The 15249-nt window shown below is 61.6% G+C and carries 15 protein-coding genes and 1 pseudogene; 9 read left to right on the top strand and 7 right to left on the bottom strand.

Annotation, left to right across the window (positions count from 1 at the left end; genetic code table 11):
• Positions 1-29: 29 nt before the first annotated feature.
• Positions 30-110 (top strand): annotated as a pseudogene (locus AU074_RS34920) (outer membrane lipoprotein carrier protein LolA); the annotation flags it as partial.
• Between the two features lie 9 nt (positions 111-119).
• Here AU074_RS34920 and AU074_RS20845 read toward each other — a convergent pair.
• From AU074_RS20845 to AU074_RS20860, 4 genes are read right to left on the bottom strand one after another with little or no spacing between them, the layout of a single operon-like run.
• Entirely contained in the window at positions 120-587 is a 468-nt protein-coding gene (locus AU074_RS20845) for a lysozyme inhibitor LprI family protein (protein ID WP_371916640.1), read from the bottom strand.
• Positions 554-2023, bottom strand: coding sequence for an FGGY family carbohydrate kinase (locus AU074_RS20850; protein ID WP_076016327.1), 1470 nt, complete (start codon positions 2021-2023; stop codon positions 554-556). The genes AU074_RS20845 and AU074_RS20850 overlap by 34 nt, the downstream gene beginning before the upstream one ends.
• Before the next feature lie 5 nt (positions 2024-2028).
• Entirely contained in the window at positions 2029-2961 is a 933-nt protein-coding gene (locus AU074_RS20855) for a transketolase family protein (RefSeq protein ID WP_076016328.1), read from the bottom strand.
• Complete coding sequence (locus AU074_RS20860; protein WP_076016329.1) at positions 2951-3787, bottom strand: transketolase; 837 nt, start codon at positions 3785-3787, stop codon at positions 2951-2953. The genes AU074_RS20855 and AU074_RS20860 overlap by 11 nt, the downstream gene beginning before the upstream one ends.
• 362 nt (positions 3788-4149) lie before the next feature.
• Here AU074_RS20860 and AU074_RS20865 point away from each other — a divergent pair, with 362 nt between their 5' ends.
• From AU074_RS20865 to AU074_RS20890, 6 genes are read left to right on the top strand one after another with little or no spacing between them, the layout of a single operon-like run.
• The gene (locus AU074_RS20865; RefSeq protein WP_076016330.1) at positions 4150-5157 is read left to right on the top strand and encodes an ABC transporter permease; all 1008 of its coding nucleotides are present in this window, start codon (positions 4150-4152) and stop codon (positions 5155-5157) included.
• A 50-nt stretch (positions 5158-5207) separates the two neighbouring features.
• Positions 5208-6140, top strand: a complete 933-nt coding sequence (locus AU074_RS20870; RefSeq protein ID WP_076016331.1) for a sugar ABC transporter substrate-binding protein — start codon at positions 5208-5210, stop codon at positions 6138-6140.
• A 15-nt stretch (positions 6141-6155) separates the two neighbouring features.
• Positions 6156-7670, top strand: a complete 1515-nt coding sequence (locus tag AU074_RS20875; protein ID WP_076016332.1) for a sugar ABC transporter ATP-binding protein — start codon at positions 6156-6158, stop codon at positions 7668-7670.
• A gap of 22 nt (positions 7671-7692) precedes the next feature.
• Positions 7693-8457, top strand: coding sequence for an SDR family oxidoreductase (locus tag AU074_RS20880; RefSeq protein ID WP_076016333.1), 765 nt, complete (start codon positions 7693-7695; stop codon positions 8455-8457).
• Positions 8458-8475: 18 nt separating this feature from the next.
• Complete coding sequence (locus tag AU074_RS20885; protein WP_076016334.1) at positions 8476-9276, top strand: glucose 1-dehydrogenase; 801 nt, start codon at positions 8476-8478, stop codon at positions 9274-9276.
• Between the two features lie 57 nt (positions 9277-9333).
• Positions 9334-10293 (top strand): sugar-binding transcriptional regulator, encoded by a 960-nt coding sequence (locus AU074_RS20890; RefSeq protein ID WP_076016335.1) that lies wholly within the window; start codon positions 9334-9336, stop codon positions 10291-10293.
• A 47-nt stretch (positions 10294-10340) separates the two neighbouring features.
• Here AU074_RS20890 and AU074_RS20895 read toward each other — a convergent pair whose 3' ends face one another.
• Together AU074_RS20895 and AU074_RS20900 are read right to left on the bottom strand one after the other, a co-directional pair.
• Complete coding sequence (locus AU074_RS20895) at positions 10341-11531, bottom strand: sugar transporter (RefSeq protein WP_076016336.1); 1191 nt, start codon at positions 11529-11531, stop codon at positions 10341-10343.
• 88 nt (positions 11532-11619) lie between these two features.
• The gene (locus AU074_RS20900; protein WP_076016337.1) at positions 11620-12618 is read right to left on the bottom strand and encodes a bile acid:sodium symporter family protein; all 999 of its coding nucleotides are present in this window, start codon (positions 12616-12618) and stop codon (positions 11620-11622) included.
• Positions 12619-12703: 85 nt separating this feature from the next.
• Here AU074_RS20900 and AU074_RS20905 point away from each other — a divergent pair, with 85 nt between their 5' ends.
• A complete protein-coding gene (locus AU074_RS20905; RefSeq protein ID WP_076016338.1) occupies positions 12704-13492 on the top strand; it encodes a helix-turn-helix domain-containing protein in 789 nt (262 codons plus the stop codon).
• A gap of 160 nt (positions 13493-13652) precedes the next feature.
• On the opposite strand, the gene AU074_RS20910 is transcribed toward AU074_RS20905, so the two are convergent.
• Positions 13653-14654 carry an ABC transporter substrate-binding protein gene (locus AU074_RS20910; protein ID WP_076016339.1) on the bottom strand — a complete coding sequence of 334 codons (1002 nt, stop codon included), beginning with the start codon at positions 14652-14654 and terminating at the stop codon, positions 13653-13655.
• A gap of 161 nt (positions 14655-14815) precedes the next feature.
• Between AU074_RS20910 and AU074_RS20915 the strand changes: the two genes are divergently transcribed.
• Positions 14816-15247, top strand: a complete 432-nt coding sequence (locus AU074_RS20915; RefSeq protein WP_076016340.1) for a hypothetical protein — start codon at positions 14816-14818, stop codon at positions 15245-15247.
• Positions 15248-15249 lie beyond the last annotated feature (2 nt).

Raw genomic sequence — 15249 nt, forward strand, 5'->3', positions numbered from 1 at the left:
CTGCTTCTGTAGGAGCAAGCTTGCTCGCGATGGACGTCAACGATAACTCGGGACGCCTGACACCCAACGGCGCTCTCAGGTTTTTCGCGAGCAAGCTCGCTCCTACAGTAAGCGGCCGTTCAGAACGGTCCTTTCGTCATCACCCGCTCATCAATAAAGCTACGCAACATCGCAATACGCTGCGTATAGGTTTTGCTCAGGCAACTGACTTGGGCACCGCACGTATGCCGTTGCTTGAGCCAGGCAGCCTGATCATCCATCAACGAACAGCGCCCTCCCATGGCCATGAAGTGCCGGTTGAGGTCATAGAGCAGCGCCATTGTCACATCCTGATCATTCAGGGAGCGCGTGGCACAGATGGTTTTCTCGTCAGCCGCCTTCGCCCGGTCACAGTCAAAACTGGCCGCCAGGCTTGCAGGGCTTAGCCACAACACGGAAAACCCGGCGAGCACTGCGAATACCGCCGGTTTAAACAAACGAACTGCCATGGAAATATCCTCCTGTTGATCGTCTGTCTGACACTCAGCGGCGTTCTCAGTTTCTTCGCGAGCGATCAGCACAGTGTCCGCTGCAGTGCTTTTCTCCATTCGCCATATCGCGCATCCATGGCGGCGTCCACAGCCGGCTCAAACCGCTCCCGCTGTCGCTCCAACCCCACCAACGCCGCATCACTGGCCCAGATGCCCAACGCCCGGCCTGCCAAATGCGCAGCCCCCAGCGCCGACACCTCCGGCGACAGGCTTCGCACCACCGGCCGCTGCAACAGGTCCGCCAAAAACTGCATCAGCCAGCGATTGCGCGTGGCGCCACCATCCACCCACAGCTCTTTCAACGGGCTGCCAATATCCTGCTGCATCGCCTCGAACACATCCCGAATCTGATAGCCGATGGACTCCAGCGAGGCCCGCAAAATATGTGCACCCGACGTGGCTTCAGTCAGGCCACAGATCAACCCACGTGCGTCGGCCTTCCAGTGCGGAGCACCCAACCCAGAAAGCGCCGGGACAAAGTACACGCCACCATTGTCGGGCAGTTGCGCCGCCTGTTCGGTCAACGCATCCAGTGACTCACCCGCTACCAACCGCGAAGCCCATTGCACCGCCGCACCGGTGTGCACGATGTTGCCTTCCATACCGTAGGTCGGTGCCGAACCGTCATGCCACGCCAATGTCGTCGACAAACCATGGGTGGACGCAATCGGCCCGCTCATGGGCGTCATTAATGAAGAACCCGTTCCGAGGGTGGCCTTGACCAGCCCCGGCGCAAACCCACCCTGCCCGTACAACGCGGCATGGGAATCACCCATCATCGACATCACCGGAATCCCGGCAGGCAAACGCCCGAAACCTTTGGTCTGTGCAAAGAACCCCGCACTGGGTTGGATTGGTGCCAGCGCCGCCGCCGGAATGGCAAACAGCGCCAGCAGCTCCGGGTCCCAGGCGCAGGTGTGCAGGTTGAACAGTTGCGTACGTGACGCGTTGGAGTAATCGGTGGCGAATACGCCGCTGAGCTTCCACAGCAACCAGCTATCGACCGTGCCCAGGCAGATTTCACCGGCAGCCGCCCGCGTATGGCCGTTTTCAAGGTTGTCCAGAATCCAGCGAAACTTACCCGCCGAAAACATCGGGTCCAGGGCCAGGCCGGTCTTGGCGAGGATGGTTGCTTCATGCCCCTGCTCGTGCAGTTGCGTACACAGCGCCGTGGAGCGCCGGCACTGCCAACTGATGCACGGCGACAGCGGCTCACCGGTGTGACGGTCCCAGGCCACCACCGATTCACGCTGGTTACTGATGGCCAAGGCCGTAATCGGCCGATCAACCTGGGCCAGGCACTCGTCAATCGCCGCCAGGGTATTCGTCCATATCTGCAACGGGTCCTGCTCGGAGAATCCGGCCTGGGGATGGCTGATGCTCAAGGCCCGCGAGCCTCGGGCAATAACCTGCCCACGTTCGTTGACCAGCACCGCCTTGGCGTTGCTGGTGCCTTCGTCTATCGCCAGGATCAGCGGAGTATTTTCAGTCATGTGATTCACCGCAACCGAGTGGCTGCCGCCACAATCCCAGCCGCGTCGATGTTATGCAAGGCACGGGTCGGTTCACGGGCGCCGGCAGCGGCGTATTCGCCATCGCCGATGCCCAGGCGGATCAGCGGGATGCCCAGTCCGGCCTCGGCCAGCACTTCGGCCACCAGGCTGCCGAGGCCGCCATTGATGTTGTGCTCTTCGACGGTGATCACACCGCCCGTCACACTGAGGGCACTGAGCAATGCATCACGCTGCAACGGCCGGATCGACGACAGGTTGATCACTTGCGCCTCAATCCCCTGCTCCGCCAAAACGCGGGCAGCGTCCACCGCTTCATGCACCACCGATCCCAACGCGACGATACTGACGTGCGCCCCGTGGCGCAGTACATCGACCTGCCCCGGCACAAAGCGATAATCATCGCCATGCACGTCCGGCAGGGCTTTGCCATCCAGGCGGATATACACCGGGCCGTGGTAACGCAGGGCATAATCGACAATCTGGCGGCATTCAATAGCGTCGGCCGGAGCAAAAATCTGCACGTTGCCAAAACCGCGCATCACCGAAATGTCATCCAGGCTGTGGTGAGTGCTGGCCAGCGGGCCATAGCTGGTGCCGGCATTCAGGCCGAACATCTTGACGTTGGCCTGGTTGTAGCAAACGTCCACCTTGATCTGCTCATTCGCCCGGGAGATCAAAAACGGCGCGGCGTTGCACGTCGCTGCGATCTTGCCGCCCAGCGCCAGCCCGGCCGCGACACTGACCAGTGACTGCTCGGCAATGCCCACGTTGATCAAGCGCTCGGGAAAACGTTGCACAAACGGCCCGATCTTGGCCGTGGAGGTGGAATCGCTGACCACCGGCACCACGTCGAGCCCGGCGTCGACCGCCGCAATGAAGGCTTCCACCATGACGCTCGCCAAATGTTCACTCGCCATGACTTAACTCCTCCAGTGCTGCGTTGATTTCATCACCCTTGGGCACGCGGTGGTGCCATTCGGGGCGGGCTTCGATAAAGGACACGCCTTTGCCTTTGATGGTGTGGGCAATCAGCACTTGAGGGGCGCCTGTGTGGGTCTGCATGGTTTCCAGGGCTTCGATCAGTTGGCCGACGTCATTGCCGTCGCACTCGCTGACGCCGAAACCGAACGCCGCCCATTTCACGTCCAGCGGGTCCAGCGGCATGATTTCCGCGGTCAACCCCGCCAGTTGCAGCTTGTTCTTGTCGACGATCACAAACAGGTTATCCAGGCCGTATTTGGCGGCAGCCATGGCCGCCTCCCAGTTGGAGCCTTCCGCCAGCTCGCCGTCGCCGGTGAGCACATAAATGCGTTTTTTACTGCCGGACATTTTTGCTGCCAGCGCCAACCCCACCGCCACGGGCAAGCCATGGCCCAAAGCACCTGTGTTGAGTTCGATACCGGGGGTTTTCTGCCGCACCGGGTGGCCCGGCAAGTGGGAGTTGAAGTGTTGGTAGGTGGCCAGCCATTCCTCTGGAATGTAGCCGGCTTGTGCCAGGCAGCAGTACAACCCGCCCACGCCATGGCCTTTGCTCTGGATGTAGATATCGCGCTCGGGGTCTTCGGTACGTTCCGGGCCCGTGTTGAGGATGCGAAAGTACAGGGTGGCGAGGATGTCGGTTTCCGAGAGGTCAGCACCGGTGTGGCCGCCCGCCGGTGAGTCGGCGTTCAGGCGGATAACGTGGCGCCGGATCAGGCGGGCCTGTTCTTTTATCTGGCGGGCGTCGTACTGGAAAGCATTCATGCAGCGGCTCCTTTGAGGCTGACCACGCGAGGTGAAAGTGTCCAAGGCTGCCTTATGAATATTTATTCAGCCATGACAATATATTTCTATTTAGACGCCGATCCGCCAGCAGGTCAAGGGAGCGAACGGCTGAAAAATGAAATAAAAGTCGCAAATACCCCTCGGACAGACGGCGAAAAACCTTCGCGCACTCGTCTATCGCGCTGGTTTCAGGGCGGCAAAAACGCAGGTTAGGGAGGACTCAAGAAAATTAAAGCGCTTGACTTTGACACCGTGTCACTAGAATCTGAATTAACAGTCAGGCATGCATAAATATTCACACCACCTGACGAACTCCAAAAAAAATAAGTCAGGAGAACAACGTGGACGCCAAAGCCTCTGTCCATCACCCGGCCGACCTCAAGCCGACCCGCCGCCCACGCCTGGTGAAACTGCTTCCCAGCAATATCGGCGGCCCGCTGATCGGCCTCGTGCTGCTGGTGCTGGTTTTCTCCTTCAGTTCCGAATTCTTCTTTTCCCTGCGTAACGGCCTGAACATTCTGGATCAGGTCACCGTGCTGGGCATTCTCGCCATCGGCATGACCGCCGTGATTGTGATCGGTGGGATCGACCTGTCAGTAGGCTCGGTGCTTGCCTTCTCCATGATGATGCTCGGCTGGTTATATCAGGACCAGGCCGTGCCGCTGGGCCTGGCGATTCCGATCTCGATCGGCACCGGCATGCTCGCAGGCCTGGTGTCGGGCGGGCTGATTACCTACGCCAAGCTGCCGCCGTTTATTGCCACGCTGACCATGATGTCGGTAGCTCGCGGCCTGGCGAACATCCTGACGGAAGGCCGGCAGATTGTCGGCTTCCCCGACTGGTTCACCAGCCTGGCCACCGTACGCCACTTCGGCTTTCTGTCGGCCACTGTCGGGTTGTTTTTGGTGATGCTGGTGGTGGCGTGGGTGTTCCTGCGCTTTCGCGCCGGCGGTCGCAACCTTTATGCGATTGGCGGCAGCCCGGAAGTGGCACGGCTGTCAGGCATCAAGGTGCGCGCGATTACCCTGTGGGTGTACGCCATCAGCGGTGCTCTCGCCGGCATCGCCGCCGTGACCCTGGCTGCCCGCCTCGACTCCTCGCAACCGAGTGCCGGCCTGAGCCTGGAGCTGGACGCCATCGCTGCGGTGGTGATCGGCGGTGCCAGCCTGAGCGGCGGCGTGGGCAGTATCGGCGGCACCCTGGTGGGTGTGCTGATCATTGGCGTGTTGCGCAATGGCCTGAACCTGCTGGGCGTCTCGCCCTTTATTCAACAAGTGGTGATCGGCGTGGTCATCGCCCTCGCCGTGACCATCGATACCCTGCGACGCCGCTCCAGCACTGCCCGTTAAACCTGTTCGACAGTTGACACCCTCCAACAATAAAACCAGGAGTCACCGACATGTTCAGCACCAAGAAACTGCTACTGGCTACCGCCCTCGCCGCCGCCACTTTAGCCACTGCCGGCACCACCTGGGCCAAGGACCTGACCATCGGCCTTGCCGTGGCCAACCTGCAGGCCGACTTCTTTAACCAGATCAAGCAATCGGTGGAAGCCGAAGGCAAGGCCAAGGGGATCAAGGTGATCACCGTGGATGCCCAGGGCAACTCCTCGACCCAGGTCAGCCAGATTGAAGACCTGATCACCCGCCAGATCGACGTGCTGATCTACATCCCGGCCGGCGCCACTGCCGCCGGTGTGCCGGTAAAAGCCGCCAAAGCTGCCGGCATTCCAGTGATCGCCGTAGACCGCAACGCCCCTGACGCCCCCGGCGATACCTTTATCGCCAGCGACAGCGTGGCTGGTGCCAAGGCCCTGGCCGAATACGTAGGCAAGGTCACCGACGGCAAGGGCCGCATCGCGGTGCTGCAAGGCCAATTGGGCACCACCCCGGAAAACGACCGGGCCAAAGGTTTTCAGGAAGGCCTTAAAGCCTTCCCCGGCCTGAAGATCGTTGCCGAACAACCGGCTGAATGGGCCCAGGATAAAGGCTTCGCCGTGGCCCAGGACCTGCTCCAGCGTGACCCGAACATTACCGTGTTCTTCGGGCGTGCCGATGCCATGGCGCTGGGTGCAGCCCAAGCGGTCAAGGTCGGTAACCTGGATCACAAGGTGGTCGTGGTGGGCTTCGACGGTGACGTCGCCGGTCTCAAGGCGGTGGAAAGCGGCGTGCTGAATGCAACCATGACCCAGCAGACCCAGAAGATGGGCCGCCTGGCCGTGGCATCGGCAATTGACTTGAAGGCCGGCAAAGACGTACCCAAGGAGCAACTGCTGCCTACCGTGCTGACCACCAAGGACAACGTCGCGCCTTTCCTGCAACAGCACCCGTAAGCCCCGGAGGTCTTCATGCAAGCAGCTCTGGATAGTCGCCAGGCACAACCGGAAGCGGTGCTGTGCCTGCGCAATATCGGCAAGGCTTATGGCCCGGTGCAGGTGCTGTCGCAGATCAACGTCGACATTCGCCCCGGCGAAGTGTTGGCGTTGCTCGGGGAGAACGGCGCGGGCAAGTCGACGCTGTCGTCGATCATTGCCGGCCTGGTGCAACCCGAGGCCGGAGGCAGCATGACCTGGCTCGGCGAACCTTACGCGCCGGCCTCTCCGGGTGCTGCATTGGGCGCAGGTATTGGCCTGATCCACCAGGAAATCCGCCTGCTGCCGCAACTGTCGATTGCCGAAAACATCTTCGTCGGACGCCTGCCCATGCGTCACGGGCGGGTCGACCGCGAGTACATCGAGGCCCAGGCGCAGAAGCAACTTGAGCGCCTGGGGTTGAAGGTCCCGGCGTCGCACAAGGTTGAAGGTTTGAGCGTCGCGGCCCAGCAACTGGTCGAAATTGCCAAGGCGCTGACCCTGAATGCACAACTGCTGATCCTCGACGAACCCACCGCGGCATTGGGTGGCGAGGAAACCGAGTTGCTGTTCCAGCAGGTCGAGCGGCTCAAGGCCGAAGGCGTGTCGTTCATCTACATCAGCCATCGCCTGGAAGAAATCGCACGCATCGCCGACCGGATCCTGGTGCTGCGCGACGGTCGCCAGATCGCCCTGCACGCCAGCGCCCAGGTGCCGGTGCGCGAGTTGGTGGAGCAAATGGTCGGGCGCAGCCTGGAGCGGATTTTTCCCGCCTTGCAGCCGCCACAAACGCGGGTGATGTTGCAGATCAAAGACCTCACTTGCCGTGAATTCGCCTTGCACGGAATCGACTTCAGCGTGCGCGCCGGTGAGGTGTTCGGCATCGCTGGCGTGGTGGGCGCAGGCCGTACCGAGCTGGTGCGCACCATCGCCGGTGCGGCGCAGGACATCAAGGGCCATATGCTGCTGGACGGTGAAATCCGCCGCCTGCGCTCCCCTTCCGAAGCGATCCAGGCCGGCGTGGTGCTGGTGCCCGAAGACCGCAAGCAACAAGGCGTGGTGGTCGAGCATCGCATCGAAGACAACATGATGTATGGCAATACCGACCTGCTGGACAAGCGTGGCTGGGTACTGCCCGGCCGCCTGCGGGAGTTTGCCCAGGCAGCCGCGACACGCCTGGGTGTGAAAGGTGCGCCGCAGCAACGCATCTCCAGCTTGTCCGGCGGCAATCAACAAAAAGTGATCATTGCCAAATGGCTCGCCCGTAACCCGAAAGTATTCATTCTGGATGAGCCGACCCGAGGCATCGACGTCGGCGCCCGCGCGGCGATTTATGAAGTGATCGCAGACCTGGCGGCCAATGGCATGGCGGTGATTGTGGTCAGCTCCGACCTGGATGAAGTGCTCGGCCTGTCGCACCGGGTGATGGTGATGAGCCGAGGGCGGCAGATGGGGATTCTGGAGCGCGGCGCGGCAACCCCGGTTTCAGTCATGGAAATGGCTACGGCTTAAACAATTCGACGTGGAGCAACCCATGCAACTTTTCAGTCTTAAAGATCAGGTCGCCTTCGTCACCGGCGCCGGCAGCGGCATCGGCCAGGCCATCGCCGTGGGCCTGGCCGAAGCCGGGGCCGATGTGGCCTGCTTCGACCTGCCCGGCAGCCCCGGTATCCGCAGCACCGTAGAACGCATCGAAGCCCTTGGCCGTCGCGGCCTGGCCCTGGCCGGTACCGTTACCGACCGCAATGCCCTCGACGCCGCCATCGCCCGCACTGAAAAAGTCCTGGGCGACCTCAGCGTGGCCGTCAACTGCGCCGGTATCGCCAATGCCCAGGCCGCCGAAGACCTCGAACTGCAACGCTGGCAAGCCACCCTCGACATCAACCTCACCGGGATTTTCCTGAGCTGCCAGGCCCAGGCGGCCGTGATGCTGCCCCGAGGCAAAGGGGCCATCGTCAACATCGCCTCGATGTCCGGCAGCATCGTCAACCGTGGCCTGCTGCAAGCTCATTACAACACCTCCAAGGCCGGGGTGATTCACCTGAGCAAAAGCCTGGCGATGGAATGGGCCGACAAAGGCCTGCGGGTCAATTGCATCAGCCCTGGCTACACCGCCACACCGATGAACTCGCGCCCGGAAGTGGCCGACCAGGTGAAGATTTTCGAACAAACCACGCCCATGGGGCGCATGGCAAGCGTTGAAGAAATGGTCGGCCCGGCGATTTTCCTGGTCAGCCAGGCGTCGTCTTTCTGCACCGGCGTCGACCTGTTGGTCGATGGCGGTTTTGTGTGCTGGTAACTCACTGGAGCCCTCCAAATGTCTCAACGATTCAGCGGTAAAACCGTAGTGATCACTGGCGCCTGCCGTGGCATCGGTGCCGGCATTGCCGAACGCTTCGCCCAGGAAGGCGCCAACCTGGTGATGGCCTCCAATGACCTGGAGCGCGTGACCTTCACCGCCGAGCATCTGGCCAAGGAATACGCGGTCAACGCCCTGGCTCTGGCCATTGACGTGACCAGTGAAAGCGATATCGAGAAGCTCTACAGTGAGGCGCACGCGCGCTTTGGCAGCATCGACGTATCGGTGCAAAACGCTGGCATCATCACCATTGACCACTTCGACAAAATGCCCCGCGCCGACTTCGACAAGGTGCTGCAAGTCAACACCACCGGCGTGTGGCTCGGCTGCCGGGAAGCCGCCAAATATATGGTCAAACAAGGCAGCGGGCGCCTGATCAACACCTCTTCCGGGCAGGGTCGCCAGGGTTTCATCTATACCCCGCACTACGCCGCCAGCAAAATGGGCGTGATCGGCATTACCCAAAGCCTGGCGCTGGAACTGGCGCGGCACAACATCACGGTCAACGCGTTCTGCCCCGGCATCATCGAAAGCGAAATGTGGGACTACAACGACCGGGTGTGGGGCGAAATCCTCAGCACCGACGAAAAACGCTACGGCAAGGGCGAGCTGATGGCCGAATGGGTCAAGAACATCCCCCTGCGCCGCGCCGGCAAGCCCTCGGACGTGGCGGGGCTGGTGGCGTTCCTGGCCTCGGACGACGCGGCTTACCTCACCGGGCAGGCGATCAATATCGACGGCGGCCTGATCATGTCGTAACGAGCGGCGCCGGTTTGGTATCCTCACCGGCTATTGATGTCATTGACTGAGACCGTCATGAGCCAGATCGAAGAACAACGGCTGATCACCAAGATCGCCAGCCTCTATTACGAAGAAGGTCTCAAGCAGTCCGAGATTTCCGAACAGCTGGATTTGTCCCAATCCTTTATCAGCCGCGCCCTGCGCCGGGCGCTGCAGGAAGGCGTGGTGAAGATCACCGTCATGCGCCTGCAGGGCCTGCACCTGGAGCTGGAAACCCAGTTGCAGCGCCGCTATGGCGTGCGCCGGGTGATCGTGGTCGAGGCCACCGAGCCGGGCGTTGATGAGAGCATCAAGCAAGCCATTGGCTCGGCCGCCGCGCACTATCTGGAGACCAGCCTCTCGCCCCAGGACCACATCGGCATCTCGTCGTGGAGCAGCACCATTCGCGCCATGGTCGGGCACCTGCACGCCCAGCCCGGCAAACAGGGCGCCCAGGAAGTCGTGCAACTGCTCGGCGGTGTCGGCAACAAGGGTGCGTTTGAAGCCACCCTACTGACCCAACGCCTGGCCACCCTGCTCAACTGCCCGGCATTCCTGCTGCCGTCCCAAAGCATCGAGCAATCGGTGGAGAGCAAGCAGCGCATCATCGAGATGGAAGAGGTCAAGGAAGTGCTGAACCGCTTTGACAGCATCACGTTGGCGATTGTCGGGATTGGCGACCTGGAGCCCTCGCAACTGCTGCGCAACAGCGGCAACTACTACACCGAAGACATGCTGCGCCTGCTGGCCGAGCGCGGCGCGGTGGGCGATATTTGCCTGCGCTACTTCGACGCCGAAGGGCGCCCGGTGCTCGAAGAGGACGAGGAATTCGTGGTGTCCGTGGCCTTGCCGAAACTGCGTTCGATCCAGCGGGTGCTGGGCCTGGCGGGGGGGCCAAGCAAGGTCCAGGCGATTCGCGGCGCGCTCAAGGGCGGTTATCTGGATGTTTTGATCACGGATCTGGACACTGCCCAGGCGTTAAATACACCTGGGTAATCTGATAACCAGCGGGGCCTTCACATTTTTCGCGAGCAAGCTCGCTCCTACAGAGGGGCGCGCGCCACGCCTTGCCCAAACCGATGAATCGCCAGGCAATACCCGATCAGCGCCACCGCCGCCAGCAACCCGCCCGCCGCGCCGATCCAGGCGAAGCCAAAGTGACTGCCCACCCAACTGCCCATCAACGCCCCGCCGCCGATGCCGATGTTGTAGATCCCGGAAAACATCGCCATGGCCACATCCGTCGCATCCGGCGCCAGCACCAGTACCTTCGATTGCAGCGCCAGGCCAAAGCCCATGATCGCCATGCCCCAGAACACACTCAGGGTCACCAGGTACGACACCTCGCCACTCAACGGCAGCAGCAACGCCAGGCACAGCGCGAGGATGGTCACGGCGGTGATCAGGAACCGATGCGGGTTAAAGCGGTGCACCAGGCTGAACAGCAGCGAACCGATGATGCCCGCGCCGCCGAACACCAGCAGGATCAGGGTCACGGTGTTGCCACTCATGCCCGCAACGCCTTCAACGAACGGTTCAACATAGCTGTAGGCCGTGAACTGCGCCGTCACCACCATCGCCGTCAGCACATACAACGCCACCAGCGCCGGGCGCTTGAACAGCAGTGGCAGGCTGCGCAACGAACCGGAGTTCTGGCTCGGCAGCAGCGGTAAGGTGCGCGCCAGCCAGAACACCAGCCCGGCGGCAAACGCGCCGATCACCAGGAAGGTGGTGCGCCAACCCATGGCTTCGCCCAGCAGGCGGCCCAGCGGAATACCCAGCACCATCGCCAGCGAAGTACCGGTAGCCAGCAAGCCGAGGGCCTGCACCTGCTTGCCCTCCGGCGCCAGACGCACCGCGAGCGAGGCCGTGATCGACCAGAACAACGCATGGGACAGCGCAATGCCCACCCGGCTGAGCATCAGGATGCCAAAGCTGGTGGCCACGCTGGACAGGATATGGCTGGCGATAAACATGCCGAACAGCACGATCAACAGCTTGCGCCGCTCGACGTTGCGGGTCAGCAGCATCACCGGCAACGAGGTCAGGGACACGATCCAGGCATAGATGGTCAGCATCAGGCCGACGCTGGCGATGGGCATGTCGAAGCTAGCGCCGATGGCACTCAGCAGGCCGACCGGCACAAATTCGGTGGTGTTGAACACAAAGGCGGCCAACGCGAGGGCGAAGACCGGTTGCCAGTTGGCTTGAGGTGTTGCGGCGGAAATGCTCATTTACAGGTCGTCGTACTCATGTGCGCGCGGATCTTGCCGGCCCGATGCCGGCCCTTGAGCCGCGCGCAAAAAATAGTAACACGACGGTTCAGGGATCGACTTGCCCCATCAGCTCGGGAATCGATTCCGGACGCTTGGCATAGCGCTGGGCCAATGCCGCGCAGACCATCAGCTGGATCTGGTGAAACAGCATCAATGGCAGGATCAGCACGCCCATGCTCGCCCCGGCAAACAGCACCTGGGCCATCGGCACGCCGGTGGCCAGGCTTTTCTTCGAGCCGCAGAACAGGATGGTGATCCGGTCTTCCTGGCTAAACCCGAAAGCCTTGCCCAACACCGTGGACGCCACCAGTATCAGGGCCAGCAACACACAGCAGGCCACCACCAGGCCACCCAGTTCCCACAGTGGAATCTGGTGCCAGATACCTTCGTTGACCGCTTCGCTGAACGCGCCGTAGACCACCAGCAGGATCGAACCCTGGTCGACGAACTTCAGCCAGGACTTGTTACGCCCTACCCACTCGCCGATCCAGCGCCGGGCGATTTGCCCGGCGATGAACGGTAGTAACAACTGCACGCTGATTTTCAGGATCGCATCGATCGTGGAGCCGCCGTCGCCATGCACATTAAGCAGCAAGGTCACCAGTAACGGCGTCAGGAAGATCCCGAACAGGCTCGACGCCGCCGCGCTGCAAATCGCCGCCGGGATATTGCCCCGGGCCAGGGAAGTAAAGGCAATCGCCGACTGCACGGTGGCGGGCAATGCACACAGATAGAGCATGCCCATGTACAGGTCTTTGCCGATCAGCGGCGACAACACCGGCTTGAGCGCCAGGCCCAGCAGCGGAAACAGCACGAAGGTCAGGCTGAACACCAGCAGGTGCAGACGCCAGTGCCCGGCACCGGTGACGATGGCCTGGCGCGACAGCTTGGCGCCATGCAGGAAAAACAGCAGCGCGATGGCCAGGTTGGTCACCCAGCCAAAGGCCACGGCGGTCTGGCCGCTGGCGGGCAGCAGCGACGCGAGGATCACCGTGGCCACCAGGGTCAGGGTGAAGTTGTCAGGTAAAAAGCGTGGGCGGGTCATAAGCCAATCTTCCGGGGGTTGCCAAGAGCATCATCGCGACTCTAACGTAACGGCTTGTTACCGACTAACGCCAATGAGCCAGTAAATGCCGCCTAAAGGACATGACAAAACCGTGCGCCGCAGCGTGCCCGGGCTTTCCAGGCTGCCGCGGCCGGTGTATGGCCGCACCGAATCCCTGCCCAACCGCGCACTGACCCGCCGCCACAGCCACCCGTGGGTGCAGTTGTCCTACGCGATTTCCGGGGTGCTGGAGATCCAGACCAGTGCAGGACGCTTCGTCGCGCCACCCCAGCGGGCCGTGTGGATCCCGGCCGGCATGCCGCACCGGGTGTTCAGTTCGCCCCATACCGAGATGCGCAGCTTGTACCTCGATTGCAGTGTGACCGGCTGGGCGGCCGAGCGCTGCCAGGTGCTGGCGGTGAGCAGCCTGTTGCGGGAGTTGATTCGCAGCTTCAGTGAATTGCCGGTTGAATATGCCGAGGACGGCCCGGATGGGCGGCTGGCCCAGGTTGTGCTGGACCAGTTGGCCGCCGCCCCCCAGGTCGACCTGATGTTGCCGCTGCCGGCCGACAGCCGGTTACGGCAGATTTACCGCAGCCTGAACCTGCACCCCGAGCAGCAAACCACCCTGGGGCAATGGAGCCAGAAACTGGCGGTGAGCGAAAAAACCCTCAGCCGGCTGTTCCTGAGCGACACCGGCCTGACCTTCCGCGCGTGGCGCCAGCGCCTGCGATTGTTGAGCGCCCTGCCCGCCCTGGAACAAGGTGAACGGGTGACGGATGTGGCATTAGCGTGTGGCTATGAATCCACCTCAGCTTTTATCAACGCGTTCCGCCAGCAGTTCGATGCCACACCGGGGGAGTTCTTTCGCTGATCATCAGACAACAAAGACCCAAAATGAGAACGGGATCCCCTGTGGGAGCGGGCTTGCTCGCGAATGCGGTGGATCAGTCGATACATGTGCTGGCTGACCCACCGCATTCGCGAGCAAGCCCGCTCCCACATTTTTGTGTGCGTTTCAATTCAGGATAGAGTCAGCTCCCGTCACCGCCGTGGGCCTCTTCAAAGAAGTAATCCTTCCAACTCCCCGCCTTGTTCTTCAGTACCCCCAACGCCTGCAATTTCTCCGCATAAATATAGGTACGCTGCGGCACGATGGTGAAGTCGATTTCCGGGTCCTGGACAATCTTCTCCACCAGCGCCAACGGCAGCTTCGATTGCTCGACACGAATATATGCCTGGGCCGCTGCCGGTTTGTCAGCCTTGATAATCTTCTCCGCCTCGGCCAACGCGTCATAGAACGCCTTGTAGGTCTTGGGGTTTTCGTCGTGGAATTTCTCGGTGGTGTACAGCACGTTGAACGTGGCCGGGCCGCCGAGGATATCGTAGGAACTCAGCACCTTGTGCACCTTGGGATTCAACAACTCCTGGTACTGGAACGGCGGGCTGGAAAAGTGCGCGTTGATCTCTGAACCGCCGGCAATCAACGCAGCAGTAGCGTCCGGATGCGCCAGGCTGATGGAGATGTCGTCGAACTTCTTGTAGTTGGCATCGCCGAATTGCTTGGCGGTTTCAATCTGCAAGGTGCGCGACTGGAAGCCCACGCCGGCAGCCGGCACGGCGATGCGGTCTTTCTCGCTGAAGTCCTTGAGGGTCTTCACGTCCGGGTTATTGGTCAGCAGGTAATTGGGCATCGACCCCAGCGAGGCAATAGCCTTGACGTTCTGCTTGCCCTTGGTACGGTCCCACAGCGTCAGCATCGGCGGCACACCCGCCGAGACCACGTCCAGCGCACCGGCCAGCAGCGACTCGTTCATCGCGGTGGCGCCGGAGATGCTGTTCCACTCCACCTTGATGTCCAGGCCCTGCTCCTTGCCGTGTTTCTCGATCAGGTTCTGGTCGCGAACCACGTCGAGGATCAAGTAGCCAATGCCGAATTGCTGGGCGATGCTGATTTTGCCTTCGGCGTGTACACCAAGGCTGAGGAGCACACTGGCTGCTGCCAGGAGGGTCAGGGTGGGTCGTTTTATTATCATGAGAACGCTGCCGCGACATAGAGAAGGGCTGCGAGCGTAGCGATCCGCGTACGGTGCGAAAAAGAATATCGAGATCTATGGATATACGAAAAACACTGCCCGCGGGCGCTTTCGGCTGGTATCGTCCCGCCCTTGAAAAAACCGCTGCGAGGAAATCGACCTTGAACACTGACGAAAAAATGACCGGGGACCTGTTCGAGGTGGACAAGCGCCTGTCACTCAGGCCCGTGGTGGACTTCAACAACTACCTGCGCGGCGCGTTCGGCGATGGCCCCTGCACCTGTATCCGCTGCGTCGCCAGCGAAGGCAGCGAGGCCGGTTACGAGTTCCAGCACACGTTCGATTTCGACGCCAAAAAAMCCCACCGCCGCTTCGCCTCCACCGCCGGCAGCGACGTGCTGCTGATGCTGAAAAAGGCCTGGCTGTCCTACACCAAGGCCGAGCTGCCGCTGAGTGGCGCGCTGGCACTGGACACGGTGAAAGAGTTTGTCGAGCCGCAGCTGCACAAACGCGTGGCACCGCTGTTTCTGGCCAGTGGGTTGGTCAAGGATGTGGAAGGCGAGTTGCGGATGCAGCCGCAGGTGGCAGGCTGATC

This window comes from Pseudomonas sp. ATCC PTA-122608 (genome assembly GCF_001952855.1).
In the GTDB taxonomy this organism is placed as follows: domain Bacteria; phylum Pseudomonadota; class Gammaproteobacteria; order Pseudomonadales; family Pseudomonadaceae; genus Aquipseudomonas.